This window comes from Holdemanella porci, assembly GCF_019052655.1.
Classification (GTDB): Bacteria; Bacillota_I; Bacilli_A; order Erysipelotrichales; family Erysipelotrichaceae; genus Holdemanella; species Holdemanella hominis.
This window is the reverse complement of record NZ_JAHQVB010000005.1, coordinates 31,590-48,635: the sequence shown is the minus strand read 5'-3', so window position 1 is coordinate 48,635 and position 17,046 is coordinate 31,590. Positions and strand designations below refer to the sequence as shown.

The 17,046-nt window shown below is 34.2% G+C and carries 13 protein-coding genes and 2 pseudogenes; 3 read left to right on the top strand and 12 right to left on the bottom strand.

From position 1 onward, the window contains the following. The 5 genes from KTQ83_RS01990 to KTQ83_RS01970 form a co-directional block, all read right to left on the bottom strand. Nucleotides 1-1,584 carry an ABC transporter ATP-binding protein gene (locus KTQ83_RS01990; RefSeq protein WP_117571399.1) on the bottom strand — a complete coding sequence of 528 codons (1,584 nt, stop codon included), beginning with the start codon at nucleotides 1,582-1,584 and terminating at the stop codon, nucleotides 1-3. A gap of 20 nt (nucleotides 1,585-1,604) precedes the next feature. Continuing rightward, the gene (locus tag KTQ83_RS01985) at nucleotides 1,605-2,138 is read right to left on the bottom strand and encodes a cupin domain-containing protein (protein ID WP_117925105.1); all 534 of its coding nucleotides are present in this window, start codon (nucleotides 2,136-2,138) and stop codon (nucleotides 1,605-1,607) included. 127 nt (nucleotides 2,139-2,265) lie between these two features. Beyond that, complete coding sequence (locus KTQ83_RS01980) at nucleotides 2,266-2,877, bottom strand: hypothetical protein (protein ID WP_186998531.1); 612 nt, start codon at nucleotides 2,875-2,877, stop codon at nucleotides 2,266-2,268. Between the two features lie 88 nt (nucleotides 2,878-2,965). Beyond that, on the bottom strand, nucleotides 2,966-3,556 hold the full coding sequence (locus KTQ83_RS01975) for a hypothetical protein (protein ID WP_186998532.1): 591 nt from the start codon (nucleotides 3,554-3,556) through the stop codon (nucleotides 2,966-2,968). Between the two features lie 11 nt (nucleotides 3,557-3,567). Further along, a complete protein-coding gene (locus KTQ83_RS01970; protein WP_217255899.1) occupies nucleotides 3,568-4,185 on the bottom strand; it encodes a flavodoxin family protein in 618 nt (205 codons plus the stop codon). Between the two features lie 64 nt (nucleotides 4,186-4,249). Between KTQ83_RS01970 and KTQ83_RS01965 the strand changes: the two genes are divergently transcribed. Further along, on the top strand, nucleotides 4,250-6,748 hold the full coding sequence (locus tag KTQ83_RS01965) for a translation factor GTPase family protein (RefSeq protein ID WP_217255898.1): 2,499 nt from the start codon (nucleotides 4,250-4,252) through the stop codon (nucleotides 6,746-6,748). 44 nt (nucleotides 6,749-6,792) lie between these two features. Beyond that, nucleotides 6,793-7,701, top strand: coding sequence for an FAD-dependent oxidoreductase (locus KTQ83_RS01960; protein WP_217255897.1), 909 nt, complete (start codon nucleotides 6,793-6,795; stop codon nucleotides 7,699-7,701). Nucleotides 7,702-7,778: 77 nt separating this feature from the next. On the opposite strand, the gene KTQ83_RS01955 is transcribed toward KTQ83_RS01960, so the two are convergent. From KTQ83_RS01955 to KTQ83_RS01935, 6 genes and pseudogenes are all read right to left on the bottom strand, one after another. After that, nucleotides 7,779-8,636, bottom strand: coding sequence for a YitT family protein (locus tag KTQ83_RS01955; protein WP_186998536.1), 858 nt, complete (start codon nucleotides 8,634-8,636; stop codon nucleotides 7,779-7,781). Nucleotides 8,637-8,717: 81 nt separating this feature from the next. After that, nucleotides 8,718-8,897: pseudogene (locus KTQ83_RS12180) on the bottom strand (nitrous oxide-stimulated promoter family protein); the annotation flags it as partial. Nucleotides 8,898-8,930: 33 nt separating this feature from the next. Beyond that, a pseudogene (locus KTQ83_RS01950) lies at nucleotides 8,931-9,869 on the bottom strand (ABC transporter transmembrane domain-containing protein); the annotation flags it as partial. 81 nt (nucleotides 9,870-9,950) lie between these two features. Next, nucleotides 9,951-10,526, bottom strand: coding sequence for a peptidylprolyl isomerase (locus tag KTQ83_RS01945; protein WP_217255896.1), 576 nt, complete (start codon nucleotides 10,524-10,526; stop codon nucleotides 9,951-9,953). A gap of 58 nt (nucleotides 10,527-10,584) precedes the next feature. Next, nucleotides 10,585-12,054 (bottom strand): 4-alpha-glucanotransferase, encoded by a 1,470-nt coding sequence (malQ, locus tag KTQ83_RS01940; protein ID WP_217255895.1) that lies wholly within the window; start codon nucleotides 12,052-12,054, stop codon nucleotides 10,585-10,587. A gap of 90 nt (nucleotides 12,055-12,144) precedes the next feature. After that, nucleotides 12,145-15,309, bottom strand: a complete 3,165-nt coding sequence (locus KTQ83_RS01935) for a DEAD/DEAH box helicase (RefSeq protein WP_217255894.1) — start codon at nucleotides 15,307-15,309, stop codon at nucleotides 12,145-12,147. 93 nt (nucleotides 15,310-15,402) lie between these two features. Here KTQ83_RS01935 and KTQ83_RS01930 point away from each other — a divergent pair, with 93 nt between their 5' ends. After that, the gene (locus tag KTQ83_RS01930; protein WP_117925083.1) at nucleotides 15,403-15,819 is read left to right on the top strand and encodes a GNAT family N-acetyltransferase; all 417 of its coding nucleotides are present in this window, start codon (nucleotides 15,403-15,405) and stop codon (nucleotides 15,817-15,819) included. Here KTQ83_RS01930 and KTQ83_RS01925 read toward each other — a convergent pair. Continuing rightward, the gene (locus KTQ83_RS01925; RefSeq protein ID WP_117925081.1) at nucleotides 15,816-17,045 is read right to left on the bottom strand and encodes a pyridoxal phosphate-dependent aminotransferase; all 1,230 of its coding nucleotides are present in this window, start codon (nucleotides 17,043-17,045) and stop codon (nucleotides 15,816-15,818) included. The genes KTQ83_RS01930 and KTQ83_RS01925 overlap by 4 nt on opposite strands. Nucleotide 17,046 lies beyond the last annotated feature (1 nt).

Here is a 17,046-nt window from a genome sequence, read left to right as displayed (position 1 = left end):
CTAGAATCCCATTTTCTCCATAACATGAATATCTTCCGCAAAGAAAGTAAGTCCGACTTCTTTTCCTTCCTCTACATAATCCGTTGTATGAATCTTAAATTCACGTCCTGTTGTCCAGAAAGTAACCTTATAAATTCCTTCCTTGATTGTTTCAGGATCAAAATCATAATCTACATCTAGATCTACTGTTTCGTTTTCGTCATCCAACTTCCAACCCTGTGCATTTGCCCAAGTCTTCAAGTCTGTATCAATAGCCATGGATTCCTTGATTTCATCCACTGTTTTAAAGAAGTTAAACGCAGAAACGGCTTCATTAGCCTTCTTGTTTTCAACAACCCTTTGGTCCACAACCCAAATCTTACGCGTAATTGAAGTTTTATTGTTTGTTGAGAAAGTAACAGTATATTCTCCTACTTCCTGTTTTAAATCTGTATCAATATCATGAATTGAAATAAACTCATCTGTTTCAGGATTCCAAGCCTGTGCATCGGCACGCGCAATGATTTCTTTATCATCAATATCCTTCATATCTTCTAAGTCTAGATAGAAGTCGTTGGCAGAAATCTTTTCTTTTCCATCTTCACTTGTGATCGCATAGTTCTTGTTTACGTGCATATTTACCGTAACATGCGTACCAGGAACTGTTTCCACCATAATTTCATAGTGAACACCCTTAAATAATACACTCTCAACTTCACCAGTCATCTTGCCATCTTTCACATCCACAATATCAATATCTTCTGGGCGAATTACGACATCCACCGGTTCATTTTCTTTATATCCAACATCGACACAATCAAATGTAATATCATCAAAACGCACTTTCTTATCGCAAACCATACGTGCTGGAATAATATTACTTTCCCCAATGAATTTCGCAACATATTGATTGACTGGTTCATTATAAATGTCTTCTGGACTACCAACCTGCTGAATCTCGCCATCCTTCATGATAACAATCTTGTCTGACATTGTTAGTGCTTCTTCCTGATCATGCGTAACGAAGATAAATGTGATTCCTACTTCTTGTTGAATCTTCTTTAATTCATACTGCATTTCTTTACGAAGCTTTAAATCCAACGCACTCAAAGGTTCATCCAACAATAATACGCTTGGCTCATTAACTAAGGCACGCGCAATCGCAACACGCTGCTGCTGACCACCAGATAGTAAAGTAACATCTTTATTTTCAAATCCTTCAAGACCAATCAACTTCAACATTTTCATGACCTTTTGATCAATAACGTCCTTACTCATCTTTTTAATTTTCAATCCAAACGCAATATTGTCATACACATTCATATGAGGGAATAGTGCATATTTTTGGAAAACCGTATTCAACTCACGCTTATAGGCTGGCACTTCACAAATATCTTCTCCATTTAAGATGACTTGTCCTTCGCTAGGTTCTAAAAAACCACCTAAAATACGTAATAAAGTTGTTTTTCCACAACCACTAGGACCTAATAGTGTGACAAACTCATTTTCATATATATCTAAATCAATACCCTTTAACACAACTTGACCATCAAATTCTTTTACGATGTGGCGAAATTGAATTAATTTATTCTTTTCCTGTTCCATGTATGTTCTCTCCTTGTCAATTAAAATACAGGCGGTGTAGATACCCATAATACTTTGGCATCCGCACTCGATACGTTTTCTAAATAATGCCCTTCCTTACCTGTAATATAGAAGGTTTCTTTTGATTTAACTTTTAACCTTTTATTACCAACAACTAAAACAACACTGCCCTTTAAAATATAGCCAAATTCTTCTCCCTCATGAGCCTTGACTTCCTGTGACTTTGCGCCCGGTTTTAAAGTCAATAAAAGAGGTTCCATCTGATTCTTCTGGGCATTAGGAATAATATATTCCGTAACCAAATCATCTTGCTCATTCACAAAAAAATCTTGCGTATGGAAAACAATCTGCTCTTCCTTGCTTGATTGAAAGAAATCTGCCAAATTGGTACCTAAAGCTTCCAATATATTCTCCAATGCAGAAATGTTTGGACTTGTTAAGTCGCGCTCTAACTGCGATAAAAAGCCTTTCGTTAATTCACTACGATTCGCAAGTTCTTCCAAAGTCAACCCATTCTGGGTTCGAAGCTCTTTTAGTTTTTTGCCTATTTTCATTCAATCACCCCTGCTTGTTTTTTATAATAAACTTTTTGTTTTATTAAAAGAACAAGTCTATTATATAGGAAACCATCAATTATGCAAGAAAAAAAGAGCATTTTTTTGCTCTAAAGTTAAAGTTATTTTACTGCTTCATATTTCTCAAACGATACAATACACAATTTGTCATAACTGCCAAATATAAAGCCTCACTCATACCTTGTGTCTGTAAAGTCAACGGATAATTATCACGAATCATAAAGTCCATACTGATGTTTGTTCTTTGCGATATTTTTAAGATCTTATCCACATTGATCTGTCCCTCATCCCAATACTTAGCAGTATTTCTCGTTACTTCCATATATTTGCCAAATTGAGTTTGTGAAAGCGAAAAAACAACTTCTCGTATAAAACGCATACGATCACCCATATCATTTTTTAAATTGTATTCAAAATCCTTAAATTTCGAACTTCTTTTAATATCTGTAAATAGTTCAGGATGAATCAATTTCATAATATCTTGAACCTGATTCCATGTTAAGCCTTCTAAATTAACGGGCTGATTATACATTTGATCAAAGAAAATCGAATCAATAGATTGATGATTATAATCTGCAAGAATAAGTACAATACGCGTTTGCGTGCGATCCTCAGAATGAATTTGCCTTCTAAAATTACGCAAAGACATATGGGCTGCTTTGGCAACTACTTCCTCTGAAATATTATTATCTTCAATAAATTGCACAATTTGTTTCATAAAAAAACACCTCCACGTTAAACATAGAGATGTTTTTTACATTTGTACTCGACCGAAAATCGAAAATCGGTCGATGAAAACGATTTTTTTAAGCTTTTGTCGTATTTTCGTTTTGAATATTCTTAATAATATCCGTTAAATCCGCTTCATTGATAGCACCATCATAGAAATCATTCAACGTTTCAATCAGACCCTTATCATCTGGTAAAACCGTTTCAAACACTTCTTTCATGTGTGCAGCCTCTTGACTTGAACCTGCATACTTAACAGTCGCATGAATCATAGATGTATAGATAACATTCACCAACATTAAGTGATACTTATTGTTGTAGCCATCATTACGATTATCAATGATTGTATTGGCACTGATTAGAGCTGCACCTTGATACTTGGCTAAAGTAGGAAACTCTAAATAAAGTCCCTTTACCGTCTTATATGTCATTAGTTTCAGTGCATATACACACGCAAATTGTTCTAAATCACCAAACATACGTAAATGATCATCACTGTCTAGAACCTTTTTAAAATTGATATCTAATAATCTTGCCAAAACATCACTCACACATTCAAGATTGGTCTTACAAACCACTTCCTGACGACCATCTAAATCCGTTGTGATTATGAATAAATCGCCTTCGCGATCATAAAATATATTATCTGGATGTCTTAAATTCACCATGTGATCACCTTTTAACGAATAAAATTCGTACCCTTTCTAATTTCCTTTTCAGGCAAACCATACGCTTCTTTACCTAAGGCAATACTTTTCATCAAGAACGTCATATTACGAGCTAAAGCACGCATTGTTTGTTTACCCTCTTCATCCTGATTGGCTTCTTGCGCAGTATTTCCATGAATTGAATTCCAATATTGACTCGAAACAACAGGCATACCACTGATTGTAAAATACTTATTTAATTCATCAAAAGTAGCACTCGCTCCGCCACGACGACAAGAAACAACACTAGCCCCCACCTTCATTGTCTTATCAAAACGCGAAATATAGAACAAACGATCTAATACTGCAATCAATGTTGCATTCGCGCTGGCATAATATACAGGACTTGAAACGACCAATCCATCCGCTTCTTCAAATTTAGGTAACAATTCATTGACAATATCATCATATACACACTTGCCAAGTTTCGTACAAACACCACAAGCTAAGCAACCACGAACAGCTAAGTTTCCAACTTGTATAATTTCGGTTTCAACCCCATTTTCTTTAAATACAACTTCCATTTCACGCAAAGCCAAATCATTCACTCCACTCGCATGTGGACTACCATTCAACATTAAGACTTTCATATTTTTCCTCCGAAAAAACCTATCTCTATTTTATCATTTGCGTCAACATGATAAAATGATATTTATGAAACGAATAGTAACTGGAATATTAGCGCATGTCGATGCAGGTAAAACTACTTGTATCGAAAGTATGCTTTATACATCAAAAACAATCCGAAAATTAGGACGTGTCGACCATCAAGATGCCTATTTGGATTATGATAATCAAGAAAGAGAAAGAGGCATTACCATTTATTCAAAAGAAGCTCACTTTCATTGGAAAGATGGTGAAATCTATTTGATTGACACACCCGGCCACGTCGATTTTTCAAGTGAAATGGAAAGAAGTCTTCAAGTATTAGATTTAGCCATTCTTTTAATCAACGGACAAGACGGTATTCAATCTCACACTTCTACCATTTGGAAATGCTTAAAACACTATAAGATTCCCACGCTGATCTTTATTAATAAAATGGATATTAGCTATAAGACACAAGAAGAGCTTATGAATGATCTTAAAGTGCATTTTTCATCCAACTGTATCAATTTTAAATCAAAAGATGCTGAAGATGAACTGTCCATGTTGAATGAAGATATCATGAATCACTATCTAGAAACCGAAGAAATCGATTCATCACTTCTTCAACAAGCCATTTTTAAAAGAGAATGCTTCCCCGTATTCTTTGGTTCTGCCTTAAAAATCCAAGGCGTCGAAGATTTAATGGATGCGATCATCGATTTATCTTTTATCCAAGATTACCCTGAAGATTTTGGTGCTCGTGTATACAAGATTTCAAATGATGACCAAGGCAATCGTTTAACCCACGTAAAGATTACGGGTGGTGTTTTAAATGCCAAAGATAAAGTTGGTACAGATGAAAAGGTAGATCAAATTCGTTTGTATAACGGAAAACAATTTGAAATGGTACAAACCGCTTATCCAGGAATGATTTGTGCACTAAAAGGATTGAACAAGTATGAAGTAGGTCAAGGGCTAGGCTTTGAATCTGACACGACAAAACCACTCTTAAATGCCTATATGAATTACCAACTCCTACTTCCCGAAGGTGTAGATGCACTCACTATGATGCGCTACTGCAGTGTACTTGCTCAAGAAGATCCGCAGCTACAAATTGAATATGATGAGCAGACGAAACAAATTTTCTTAAAGCTAATGGGATCAATTCAAATGGAAATTCTTCAAAAAGAAATTGAGAAAAGATCTAAAGTTAAAGTTGGTTTTACAACGGGTAAAGTTTTATTTAAAGAAACCATTCAAAATAGTGTGATTGGTGTAGGGCACTTTGAACCTTTAAGACACTATGCCGAAGTACACTTAAAACTTGAACCATTACCTAGAGGTAAAGGACTTGTGTTTGAATCAAACTGTTCCAATGACGATTTAGCTTTAAACTGGCAAAATCTGATTTTAACGCATTTAAAAGAGAAACAACACAAAGGCGTATTAACTGGATCGCCAATTACCGACATAAAAATCACTTTAGTGGCCGGTAAAGCGCATTTAAAACATACAGAAGGTGGGGATTTTCGACAAGCAACCTATCGTGCTATAAGACAAGGTTTAAAAGAAGCAGAATCTGTATTATTAGAACCTTATTATAGTTTTGAATTAGTCGTTGAAAATCAATATGTTTCAAAAGCCTTGTTTGATTTAGAAAACAAGCATTGCTCATTTAAAATTGAAGAAGACATGAACAATCTTGTTCACATAAAAGGAACGGGACCCGTTCGTGAGTTGATGGACTATCAAAAAGATGTCATCGCATACACAAAAGGAAAAGGCCAATTTATTTGTGAATTAGAAGACTATCATGAGTGTTTTAATCAAGAAAAGATCATTGAAGAAACAAATTATGATAGTGAAGCCGATTTAAACAATCCAACCGGATCTGTATTCTGCGAACATGGAGCAGGTTATTTTGTGCCTTGGGATGAAGTCAAGGAGCATATGCACATCCAAATTAAAGAAGCCAACACAACTTCCTATGCTTCTTATGTAAAACATACTGTTCGTGAAGAAGAATTAAAGAAAGTATTTAATTCACTTGGTGGAAACAACAAGAAAGCTGAAAAGCCAATCAAGAAAAAAGCGAAGGTTGATATGAATTTAAATCAGATTCATGTCGAAGATAAAAAGCCAGAATGTTTAATGATTGACGGTTACAATATGATTTATGACTGGCAAGATTTAAAAGATATTGCCAAAGTAAACATTGAATCTGCTCGTGATGAATTGATCAATCGAATCTCGAATTATCAAGGATATAAGCGGATCAAAGTCATCTTAGTATTTGATGGATATCGCGTTAAAAACAATACAGGTTCACATTTTAATCAAGGAAATCTAGACATTATTTATACTAGATACAATCAAACAGCAGACAGCTATATTGAAAAGGCTGTACACGACTTAAAAAAGAAATATGAATTATCAGTTGCGACAAGTGATGGCTTGATTCAAAATGCGATTTTGGCCAATGGCGCAAAAAGAATTTCAGCTCGTGAACTTGAGATCGCCGTAAAAAACGTAAACAAACGAGCTCTTTCATACCTAAGGAAATAGTTTATGATATAATTAAGTGGCGAAAAAGATGGAGGAATTTAATTATGACAAGAAAGATTGCCATTATTGGAGCCGGTCCTGCTGGCTATACATTAGCTCAAGAATTAGTTAAAACAGAAAATGAATACCAAATTGATATTTTTGATAAGGAAGCTGAAATTGGTGGAGCCATTTACACAGGTATTCCTGAATATCGTATGCCCAAAACATTCTTAGAAAAAGCCTATAACGGATTGATTGAAGCCGGTGTTAAATTCCATTTTAATACTTTTGTGGATCAAACTATGTTTAAGGAATTACAAACAAACTATGATTATGTAGTTGTAGCAATTGGTGCCCAAATTGAAAATACTTTTGGTTTTGAAACAGGTAATGGCGTCGTTGCCGGCTTAACATTACTTTACGATTTAAATATCAATCACAAACAAGAAGACTTCAAAAAATATAAAAAGGCCATTGTTTGGGGTGGTGGAAATGTTGCGATGGATTGCGCAAGATCATTAGTTCGTATCATTGATGATGTCACAATCGTATATCGTAGATCTTTACAGGAAATGCCTGCAAGTCCTGCAGAAATCAAAGCCTGTGAAAAAGAAGGTGTTAAGATTGCCTTCTTAAACAACATTAAAGACATTTTAAAAGATGAAAACGGAAATGTTTGTGGTGTTCAAGTTGCGAAAATGGAACTTGGAGAAATGGATGAATCTGGAAGAGCAAGCTGCCACGAAGTAAAAGATTCATTATTCACAATGGATTGCGATCTAGTTGCGATGGCTATTGGTCAAAAAGTAGACTTCACTCCATTAAATGACGATTTAAAAACAACCAATACACACGCCTCTACATTAAAGAATGTATACATTATTGGAGATGCCTTCACTGGGCCAAAAACAATTGGTAGTGCTGTAATGGAAGGTAAAAAGATTGCCAAAGAAATCATAGGAACGAAATAATCGTTCCTTTTTTCTTTGGAAAACAAAAAAACTACCCACACCAACTCTTGCAAAGTTTGTAGGTAGTTTTTACTACATCATAATCTCTTTTCAAATCCACCATCAATTTCTTGATCCTCGCTAATTGTCACAAAAGCCTTTGGATCAATTTCATTGATAATTTTTTTGAAGTTACGAATCTCATACTTATTGACAGCACAAAATAAAATATATTGGTCTGTATCTGTATACGCACCTTTCCCCATCCAATACGTTACTCCACGGCCGGTTCTTTCCATGATCACATTTTTCATATTCTCTTTCTTTGTGAAAATCAATACAGTCATGTTGATATTCTGATAATGGATGCGATCACTAATAAAGTAAAGAATTGCCACAAAGATAATGGAGTAAAGTGATGTCTGCAAATCAAAAATAAAGGCACAAATTGTAAATAAAATTGAGTTGATAATAATTGAAAGCTTACCTACCGAAAAGCCTGGTTTTGTCTTAGATAAACATACACCGGCAATATCCATACCACCGCAACATCCACTACTCTGTAAAGCAAGTCCAACTCCAATACCACACATTAAGGCTCCAAAAATACAATTTGAAAGCATATCTGGCATAATCACAAAAGATTGCTTTGGCAAAATAGATAGAGTAATGGTTTGCACCACCAAACTAATGACCGTCTTGATACAAAACTCTTTGTTCATAATCTTAAATCCCATCACAAACAAAGGAATATTAATCATAAAGTTAATGATTCCCACCAAATTCATATGCCCAAGACTTGGAATCATCTTCACAATAAAATACTCAATAATCTGTGCAATACCAATGGCACCACCAAAATTGATTCCATTAGGTGTCACAAATAAATAAATTCCTAACGAAAGTAAAATACTTCCTATAATTAACTCAATATACTTTTCAATATTTTCTCTCATTCTAAAACCCTCTAAACACTAGGCATTATATCATTTTTGCATATTTTTAAAGAATATTTTTTACTTTTATGCATATTTTTTCTATTTGTCTGTAATTTGGTAGTACAAATGACGAATCGCCATGATAGGATGATACACCAACATTCTAGGACCAGAAAAACGCATGACCTTACGAATCTGTTCTCTTTTATCCTTCTTGTAACAATGTACCTTACATTGCGAACAAAATGTCTTTGTTTCCATAAAAGGACGCTTTTCAATGTGCATATTAAGTCCGCCTTGTTCATGTACAAAATCAAGGATACCCACCTTTTCTAATACGCTATTCATTTCTTTTTCAGAGGCATCTTTAGCCACCGACAAATTGTCTTTAAGCGTTCCACTAAACAAATAGCTTTCTAAAGAAACCAAAGCCATATATGGATAGATATTAATATCCTTGATTTCATAATTTGATAGCTTCAGTTCACCCCTATAATTCGAATATTGTCCCATCAATAAAGAGACAATTGTACTCTTACCACTCTCACCTACAAAACCAATCATTTCTTTAAATGCTTTAAAGTGTATACCCTGTAAAACTTCCTTATCGGTATATCCAAAGTGTAGATTGTGAGCAGAAATTGAATATGAATCTAATTTTACATTTTGTTTCTCCTCTATTTCCTTTTCTAATATCGCAAACAACTTATCACTTGCCGCCATACCATTCATCGCAATATGAAAATATGACCCTAACTGATGCATAGGAATCAGTGGAACACAAACCAGTAGAACCAAAGCGGCTTTAAAATTCATAAATGAAATAATGATAAATAAAGTTATTGGTGCAATTAAAGAATAAAAGAATTGCGGAATATAATTCGCAAAATAGGTTTCTAATTGTTCAATACCTTCACTTGATAATTGTACAATTTCTGCTGTACTCCACTTATTTGTATACTCAATTCCAATTTTAGACAGCTTCTTATATAAACGAGAGCGAAGCGTTTCCTTGACAATATGACTCGATAAATACGACATCTCAATTGCCTTTTGATTTACAATATAGCGAAGTATTAAACATATAAAAATGATTCCAATACATAATATATTTCTATGTTTTGCGATAATCAAGCATAAACATGCCGTAGAACATACGTTACAAATTAATCTTATCCATTGATATAACACATTCTTTTGAATATACGGAATACTTTCTTTTACCGAAAACAATAATTTTTTATTGATCATAATTCACCTCAGTTAGTCTAAATAAATTGAGTTTATAATGACTAACAATAAATATCAAACAAAAAAAACAACTAGATTTCTCTAGTCGTTAATTTCAGATACCTTAATTGTTTTTATGACAGGCTGCTTACTTTCGGCAATTGTACCATTATCATCCATGGGATCTGCATCCTCACAAATTTGATCTACGATCTTCATTCCTTTAGTAACATGTCCAAAAGCTGCATATTGTCCATCTAATGAATCATTGTCTTCTTGCATAATAAAGAATTGTGAACTCGCCGAATCATAATCTGAGCTTCTTGCCATAGAAATAACACCACGCTTGTGTTTAATATTGTTTTTTACACCATTCTCTTTGAATTCGCCCTTGATTGTTTTGTCGGATCCTCCTGTACCATTTCCGTTTGGATCACCACCCTGAATCATGAATCCTTCAATAATTCGATGGAATGTCAATCCATCATAAAAGCCAGATTTGGCAAGATCTACAAAGTTTTGCACTGTAATAGGCGCTGTTTTCCCATCTAGCTTAACCGTAATTGTTCCATAATCCTTCACTTCAATCTTTGCGGTATAATCCTTTGTCTCTTTTTGACATCCAAACAAAGATATACATAGAACAAACAAACATAAAATCGTTATTAACTTTTTCATTGTTTCCACCTCCATCTTATTTTAACAATACACAAGAAAAGGAGCAAGTTCATGCCCCTTAGCGATTCGATTTTTCAATCCATTCTTTTGTCTTCATTACCTTATCTGGAAATGTCTTAAAATCTTTTAACTTCCAAGTCCAGTTTTTGTTTGATACTGTTCCTGGTGTATTGATTCGTGCCTCTTCTTTAAATCCACAAATATCCCAAATCGGCAATATAACTGTATCTGCATCAGTATCTAAAGCATATTGACAAAGCATTTCATTAAAAGAACGACTTGAATATCCCTGATTTTTAAAGAAACGACGCAAACTAATACGCTTATTTGAATCATACGTATAATAATCTTCATTACATGTCGCATTATCATGTGTTCCTGTATATAATACAGAGTTTTTCTTTGCCTTTTTCTTTAATTGTTTAGCTTCCATTCTAAACAATAAAACATCCATTCCTGGAATTCCATAATCTTCCTCAAGTTCAATAACCTCAGGACGAATCAAACCTAAATCTTCAGCCACTAAAACAATATCTGGACATGCCTTTAAAATCGCATCCATCAATTTATGAGCTGGACCTAAGATCCATTTTCCTTCAATAGCTGTTGGACAAGACGCTGGTATCTTCCAATATGTATCAAACGCTCTAAAATGATCGATTCTCACCATGTCATAACAACGATTCATCCAACTCATACGATTACACCAGAAAAGATATCCATTTTTTTCCTGCGCATCAAAATCATAAATTGGCATTCCCCAACGTTGTCCAGTTTCACTAAAATAATCTGGTGGACAACCCGCAATATATTCTGGTTTTCCTTCTTCATCCAATAAGAAAGCTTTACGGTTGCACCATACATCCGCACTATCTAAATCTACATAGAATGGCATATCTCCCATGATTTTAAGATTTCTTGCGTGCGCATACATTTGAATTTCATCCAATTGTTTATAAAAAACAAACTGTAAAAACTCAATATAAAAAATCTCATCTTTATAATCATCCAAATCAATATCACGATTTTCTGGCCAGTTCTTATATTCATCTTCCCACTCAAACCATGGAGCCCCATTATAAAAACTCTTAAATAAAGAGTAGGCAGACCAATCCTCTAGCCAAAATGCATCACGCTTAAATGCTTCAAAATCTTCTTTAAATGAATCAAATTCCTTTTTAAAAACTTTAAAGGCCTTTTGAAAATAAGATTCCTTGAATTCACGAATCTTGTCATATTCAACAAAGTCTTTAAACTTATTACAATTCACAATTGAGCTTTGCGTCAACAACCCCATTTCACACAAACGATCCAAGTTAATATAGATAGGATCTCCCGCAAAACTAGAATATGTCTGATATGGAGAATGAGTGGGGCCTGTCATCTGCAAAGGCAAGATTTGCCATATGGTATACCCTGCATCCGCAATAATATCTATCATTCGAATTGTTTTTTGCCCTAAATCACCAATCCCTTGATTTGCAGGGATAGAGAAAACAGGACATAAGATTCCTGCACTTCTATTCATTTTATCACCGTTTTGTAATCCCTTTCATTACTTCTATTTTAACACACTTTTATAAAAAAGAACTATATATTTCAAAAAATTATATAGTTCCTATTCCATAGAGAATAAATCTCTCAATTCTTCCTTGGATAAAGTCGAAATGCCACCATTTGAATTTTCGACAAATATATCACTCATCTCTTTTTTGCGCTTCTGCATCTCGTAGATTTTCGCTTCTATTGTGTTCTTCATCAACAACTGATACACTAACACATTTTTTGTCTGACCAATACGATACGCACGATCCGTTGCTTGATTTTGCGCACTCACATTCCACCAAGGATCATAATGAATCACAGCTTGTGCCTTAGTCAGATTTAGCCCAGTTCCACCGGCCTTTAATGAAATTAAGAATACATCCGAATCATCACTCTGAAAAGCATCTACTTCTTCTTTACGCTTCTTCTTATCAACTGCACCTGTAATCATATGGTATTTGATGCCTCGCTGCTTAAACTCTTCGATAAAGGAATCAAAAATACTTGTGAAACTTGAAAACAACAAGACTTTCTTACCATTCTCTTTTAATGTCTCAATCAATTCAAGACACATTGTAAACTTTGTACTCTCACCCTTACAGTTTTCATATAACATTCTTGGTTCGCAACAAATCTGACGAAGACGCGTCATCATCGCGATGATCAAAATCGAATCCACTTGTTCCAATTCTAATTGTTGCTGAAGCTGCTCATTGACTTGGGCAAGATTTGCAAGATACAACTGCTTTTCCTCCGGACTAAAGTTTAACCACATATCTTTCTCAACCTTATCCGGCAAATCCTTCAACACTTGTTTTTTCGTTCTGCGCAAAATAAATGGCGACACCAACTTTTGAAGTTTGGACTGTCTGTCATCATCCCCCATCTGAATGGGTTTCTCAAAATTCTTTGTGAAATAATTCAAACTATATAGATATCCTGGCAACAAGAAATCAAAGATACTCCACAATTCACTTAAACTATTCTCAATTGGCGTTCCTGTTAATGCCAAACGATGTTTACTTTTTAAAGCCTTTACACTTTGCGCATTCTTTGTCTTAGGATTCTTAATAAACTGTGCCTCATCTAGAACAATATATTCAAATTCCATAGGCATATACAATTCAACGTCCCTACGCAAATAATCATATGTCGTAATATAGAGTTCGTGATTTTCCTGAATAATCTCTTTACGAACTTCTTGCGTTCCCGTAACACAAACAGCGTCCACACCAATCTTAAACTTTTCAATTTCTGACATCCAGTTATACATTAGACTACTTGGACATACAATCAAACTCGGTTTATCCTTTGAAACAAACTGTTCATAAAATACCAATACTTGAATAGTTTTTCCAAGTCCCATATCATCGGCAAGAATTCCATTTAAATTCATATTTTTCAAATCATACAACCATTGAATGCCCTGCTGCTGATACGTGCGCAATAAAGATTTATACTCATCCTTCAATTGAATTGTTTGTTCTTTCACTTTCATTAATCGATCTGTATATTCTGTAACCGAATCATCATTACGAACATCCAATTCTGAATCCACATCCATTAAATGGAAAGCCTGATATGCTGGTTTTTCAATTATTTCTTTCTTGAAATCCTTAGTCGTTAAATTCATTGTAAAAGCCAATTCATTCAACTGTTCTAAACCTGTATCTTCCAAATCAATCATTTCGCCATTCTTTAACTGATAAAACTTTTTCTTCTTTCGATACGCATTTAAAATATGTGACAATTCATCTGCGTTCACATCACTATCTAGTTCCATCTTCAATAAATCATTTTGAACATAGACCTTTACACTTAAATTCATACTGTGACGATTCTTTAAACGTTTCAATTCCTCAGACACATACACATTCGCTTGTTTTTGAATCAAAGGAATTCCATGATCCAAAAAATTATATAACGCATCGCTTCGACCTTTAAATACAGCCTTATTATCTTCAATCTTTACCGCATAATGCGAAATAATTGCTTCTATACTGGCAATTTGGTTGGAATCTGTATTTGTGAAAAAACTCTTTTTTTGATTATTTTCTAGATAGTTTCCCCATACAATCATATTCGCATTTTCAAGATCTGAATACACACGAATATTCTCAATTACAGTCGCATATTTTTCTACATCTACATTCGTTTCTAATTGAATATAATCCATATATGGCTGCAAGCATTGTAAGTAAAAAGCTCTAAAATCACTTTTTTTAATCAACCAACCATCTTCTTGCGAAACATTATACGCAAGTGAAGCTAAAAAGCCATCCGCATCCAATGTGTATCGCGTAATATTTTTATAATCCACTACATACAAATGTTTATTACCAATTAGAAAATTATCATCCAAATCTACATTGAGTTCGAAACAATCATCATATTCAACCAATTTTATAACTAATTTTATATCTTTTTCATCCGTTTTAAATTCGGTATAGTCATTAGGCAAAGATACATTTAAATCAAAGAAATCATCCAGACATTCCGAATAGATTTCCCCGTCTTTTTGCCAATCTTTTGAAAAACTATATTTCATCAAAAATGCATAAATCTTTTGACTTGGCTCATCCAAATCTTCTGGATTTAAATAAATCTGTGTGTTTTTCCCAAAAGATTCCAATTTCTTTTCAAAAAAGCCTAGCATTAAAGTTTGAATATTCTTTACTATATATGCACGATTCACTTGAATCTTTAATTTAAACGCTGCCTGATCATAATAATATGAATTTGTAGGATGCAACGTCAAACGAATTCGATTCTCGTTTTCCTTAAAGAAATTGTTAACTTTATCTTCTTGTTTTTCTTTTAGAAAATCAAATGCCGTCTGATTCAAGCTATGAATTCTTCGACGCTTTCTTTCCAATTCTTCCTGCCGATTTTTTTCTTCAATATATTGTTGATACTCCACACAAAACGGAAAAATCTGGGGATTGATCGCATTAATGGCACGCACTACACTTACTAAATGCACACACCCTTTATGTGTCTCTTGTGAGCATGTACAATTTGTAGTTAATATCGTACCATATTCATTCACTCTAAAATTAATAATTTCCTCATTCCAACGCGTTTGAATAATAGCCTTTACTTCATAATATAAAATCCGATCATGCACTCTTTCAATTGAGATACGCTCAATCTTACCTGCATAATAAGGATCATTTGCCTCATAATATATCCATGAATTTTTAATAAAACGATTTAAAGATTCTTCATAAATGCGCATATTTCTTCCCACCTAACTTACTCCTTATTATACCACAAATTTGACTTTCTATTTTTGAGTTGTTAATGTATGAGAAAAGAAAGAAGAATGATTATGAACACAAAAACGTATACAACCTTACCACAAGAAGCCAAAGACATTCGTATTGAAGTATTCGTGAAAGAACAAGGCTTTGAAAACGAATTTGATGAAATCGACACTATTAGTCATCATATTGTTGCCTTTGATGAAAGAAAACCCATCGGAACATGTCGTTTCTTCAAAGAAAACGATCACTATACCATTGGAAGGGTGGCTGTATTAAAGGAATATCGAAATCAACATATGGGTAATTTACTACTTGAAAGTGCCGAAAATGAAATCAAAAAATTAAACGGAGACTTAATTGTGGTACACGCACAAGTTCGTATCCACCCATTTTACGAAAAACAAGGCTATATTCAGTTTGGTCAAATTGACGATGATGAAGGAGTCCCACATATGTGGATGAAAAAAAAGATACAGTATTAAGCTACTGTATCCAAAATATCCTTCATCTTTTTTGCGAGTCCCTTTGTCTTTTCAACCGATAAAGAACAAATCGCAACACGAATACCCAAATTTACTTTGACGGTAAAAATGTTGTTTTCCATTAATGCCTCATGGAATTTGTCACGTGTTTCATTATCCATAGATAAAGTTACGAAGAATCCTTCTTTGTAAGGATAATGTTTTAATCCCACTTCCTTCGCTTCTTTGACAAAGATATCTCCACGTTCTTTTAATAAATTTACATAGTGCAATCTTTCTTTATCATACGCATCTTTATGATTGTCTAATACATCTACAAATGTAGCCATAGCCCCATTGTTGATATTTGACCAAGTCGCACGCGCATCCTTTTCAAATACGATCTTCACTTGTTGCACTGCTTCTTTTTCTTGTCCTAACACAATGGCAGCACCACAACGAAGTCCATAGCTCGTCATTGATTTTGATAAACTAAATGCGACAATTACGACAAAGTTTTTCTCAATTTGATCAAACTGTGCAAAATATTCTTTCGCCTTTTCTTGTCTAGAAGAAAAATCAATATACGCAATATCATTCAACAATACTACGGCATGTGTTTTTGAACATTCATTCAAGAAAGAAATGACTTTTTTCCATTCGTCTTCACTTAAAGAATAACCAGTTGGATTGTGACAAGGATCGTTGATCACAATGACTAAACGATTTTGTTTTTCCATCACATTTTTACATGCCGATTTAAAAGAGTTTAAATTAAAGTGATCTTCTTCAAATAAACTATATTTTTCCACATTCAAATTGTGCATCTGCGCCATTAGTGCATAAGATCCCCATGCGATTTCTGGCAAGACAACTGTTTGTCCCTCATCTAGACACTCTTGTAAAGTCATACCAACAGCACCGGTTCCTCCAGGTGTTGCGATAACTTCATGTTCTAAGTGTGAATTCCCATTTAATACCCAGTCATATACTTTTTGTCTAAAGTCTGGATTTCCTGTAAAACTAGCTGCATAGGCTGCCAATACTTTATTATCCAAGTTTTTTAATGAACTAAATACACTGTCTAAGGCAACCAAAGTTCCCTCTTCATCATATAAAGAACCAATTGTCGCATCTACAACGTTTTCACTTCCCACCTTAGCCTTAGCCTCTTTTGCCTTGGCAACAATTGAGAATACAGTATCTACGATTGGTGTTTGATTGACACTTTCCTTCACAAAATTCATA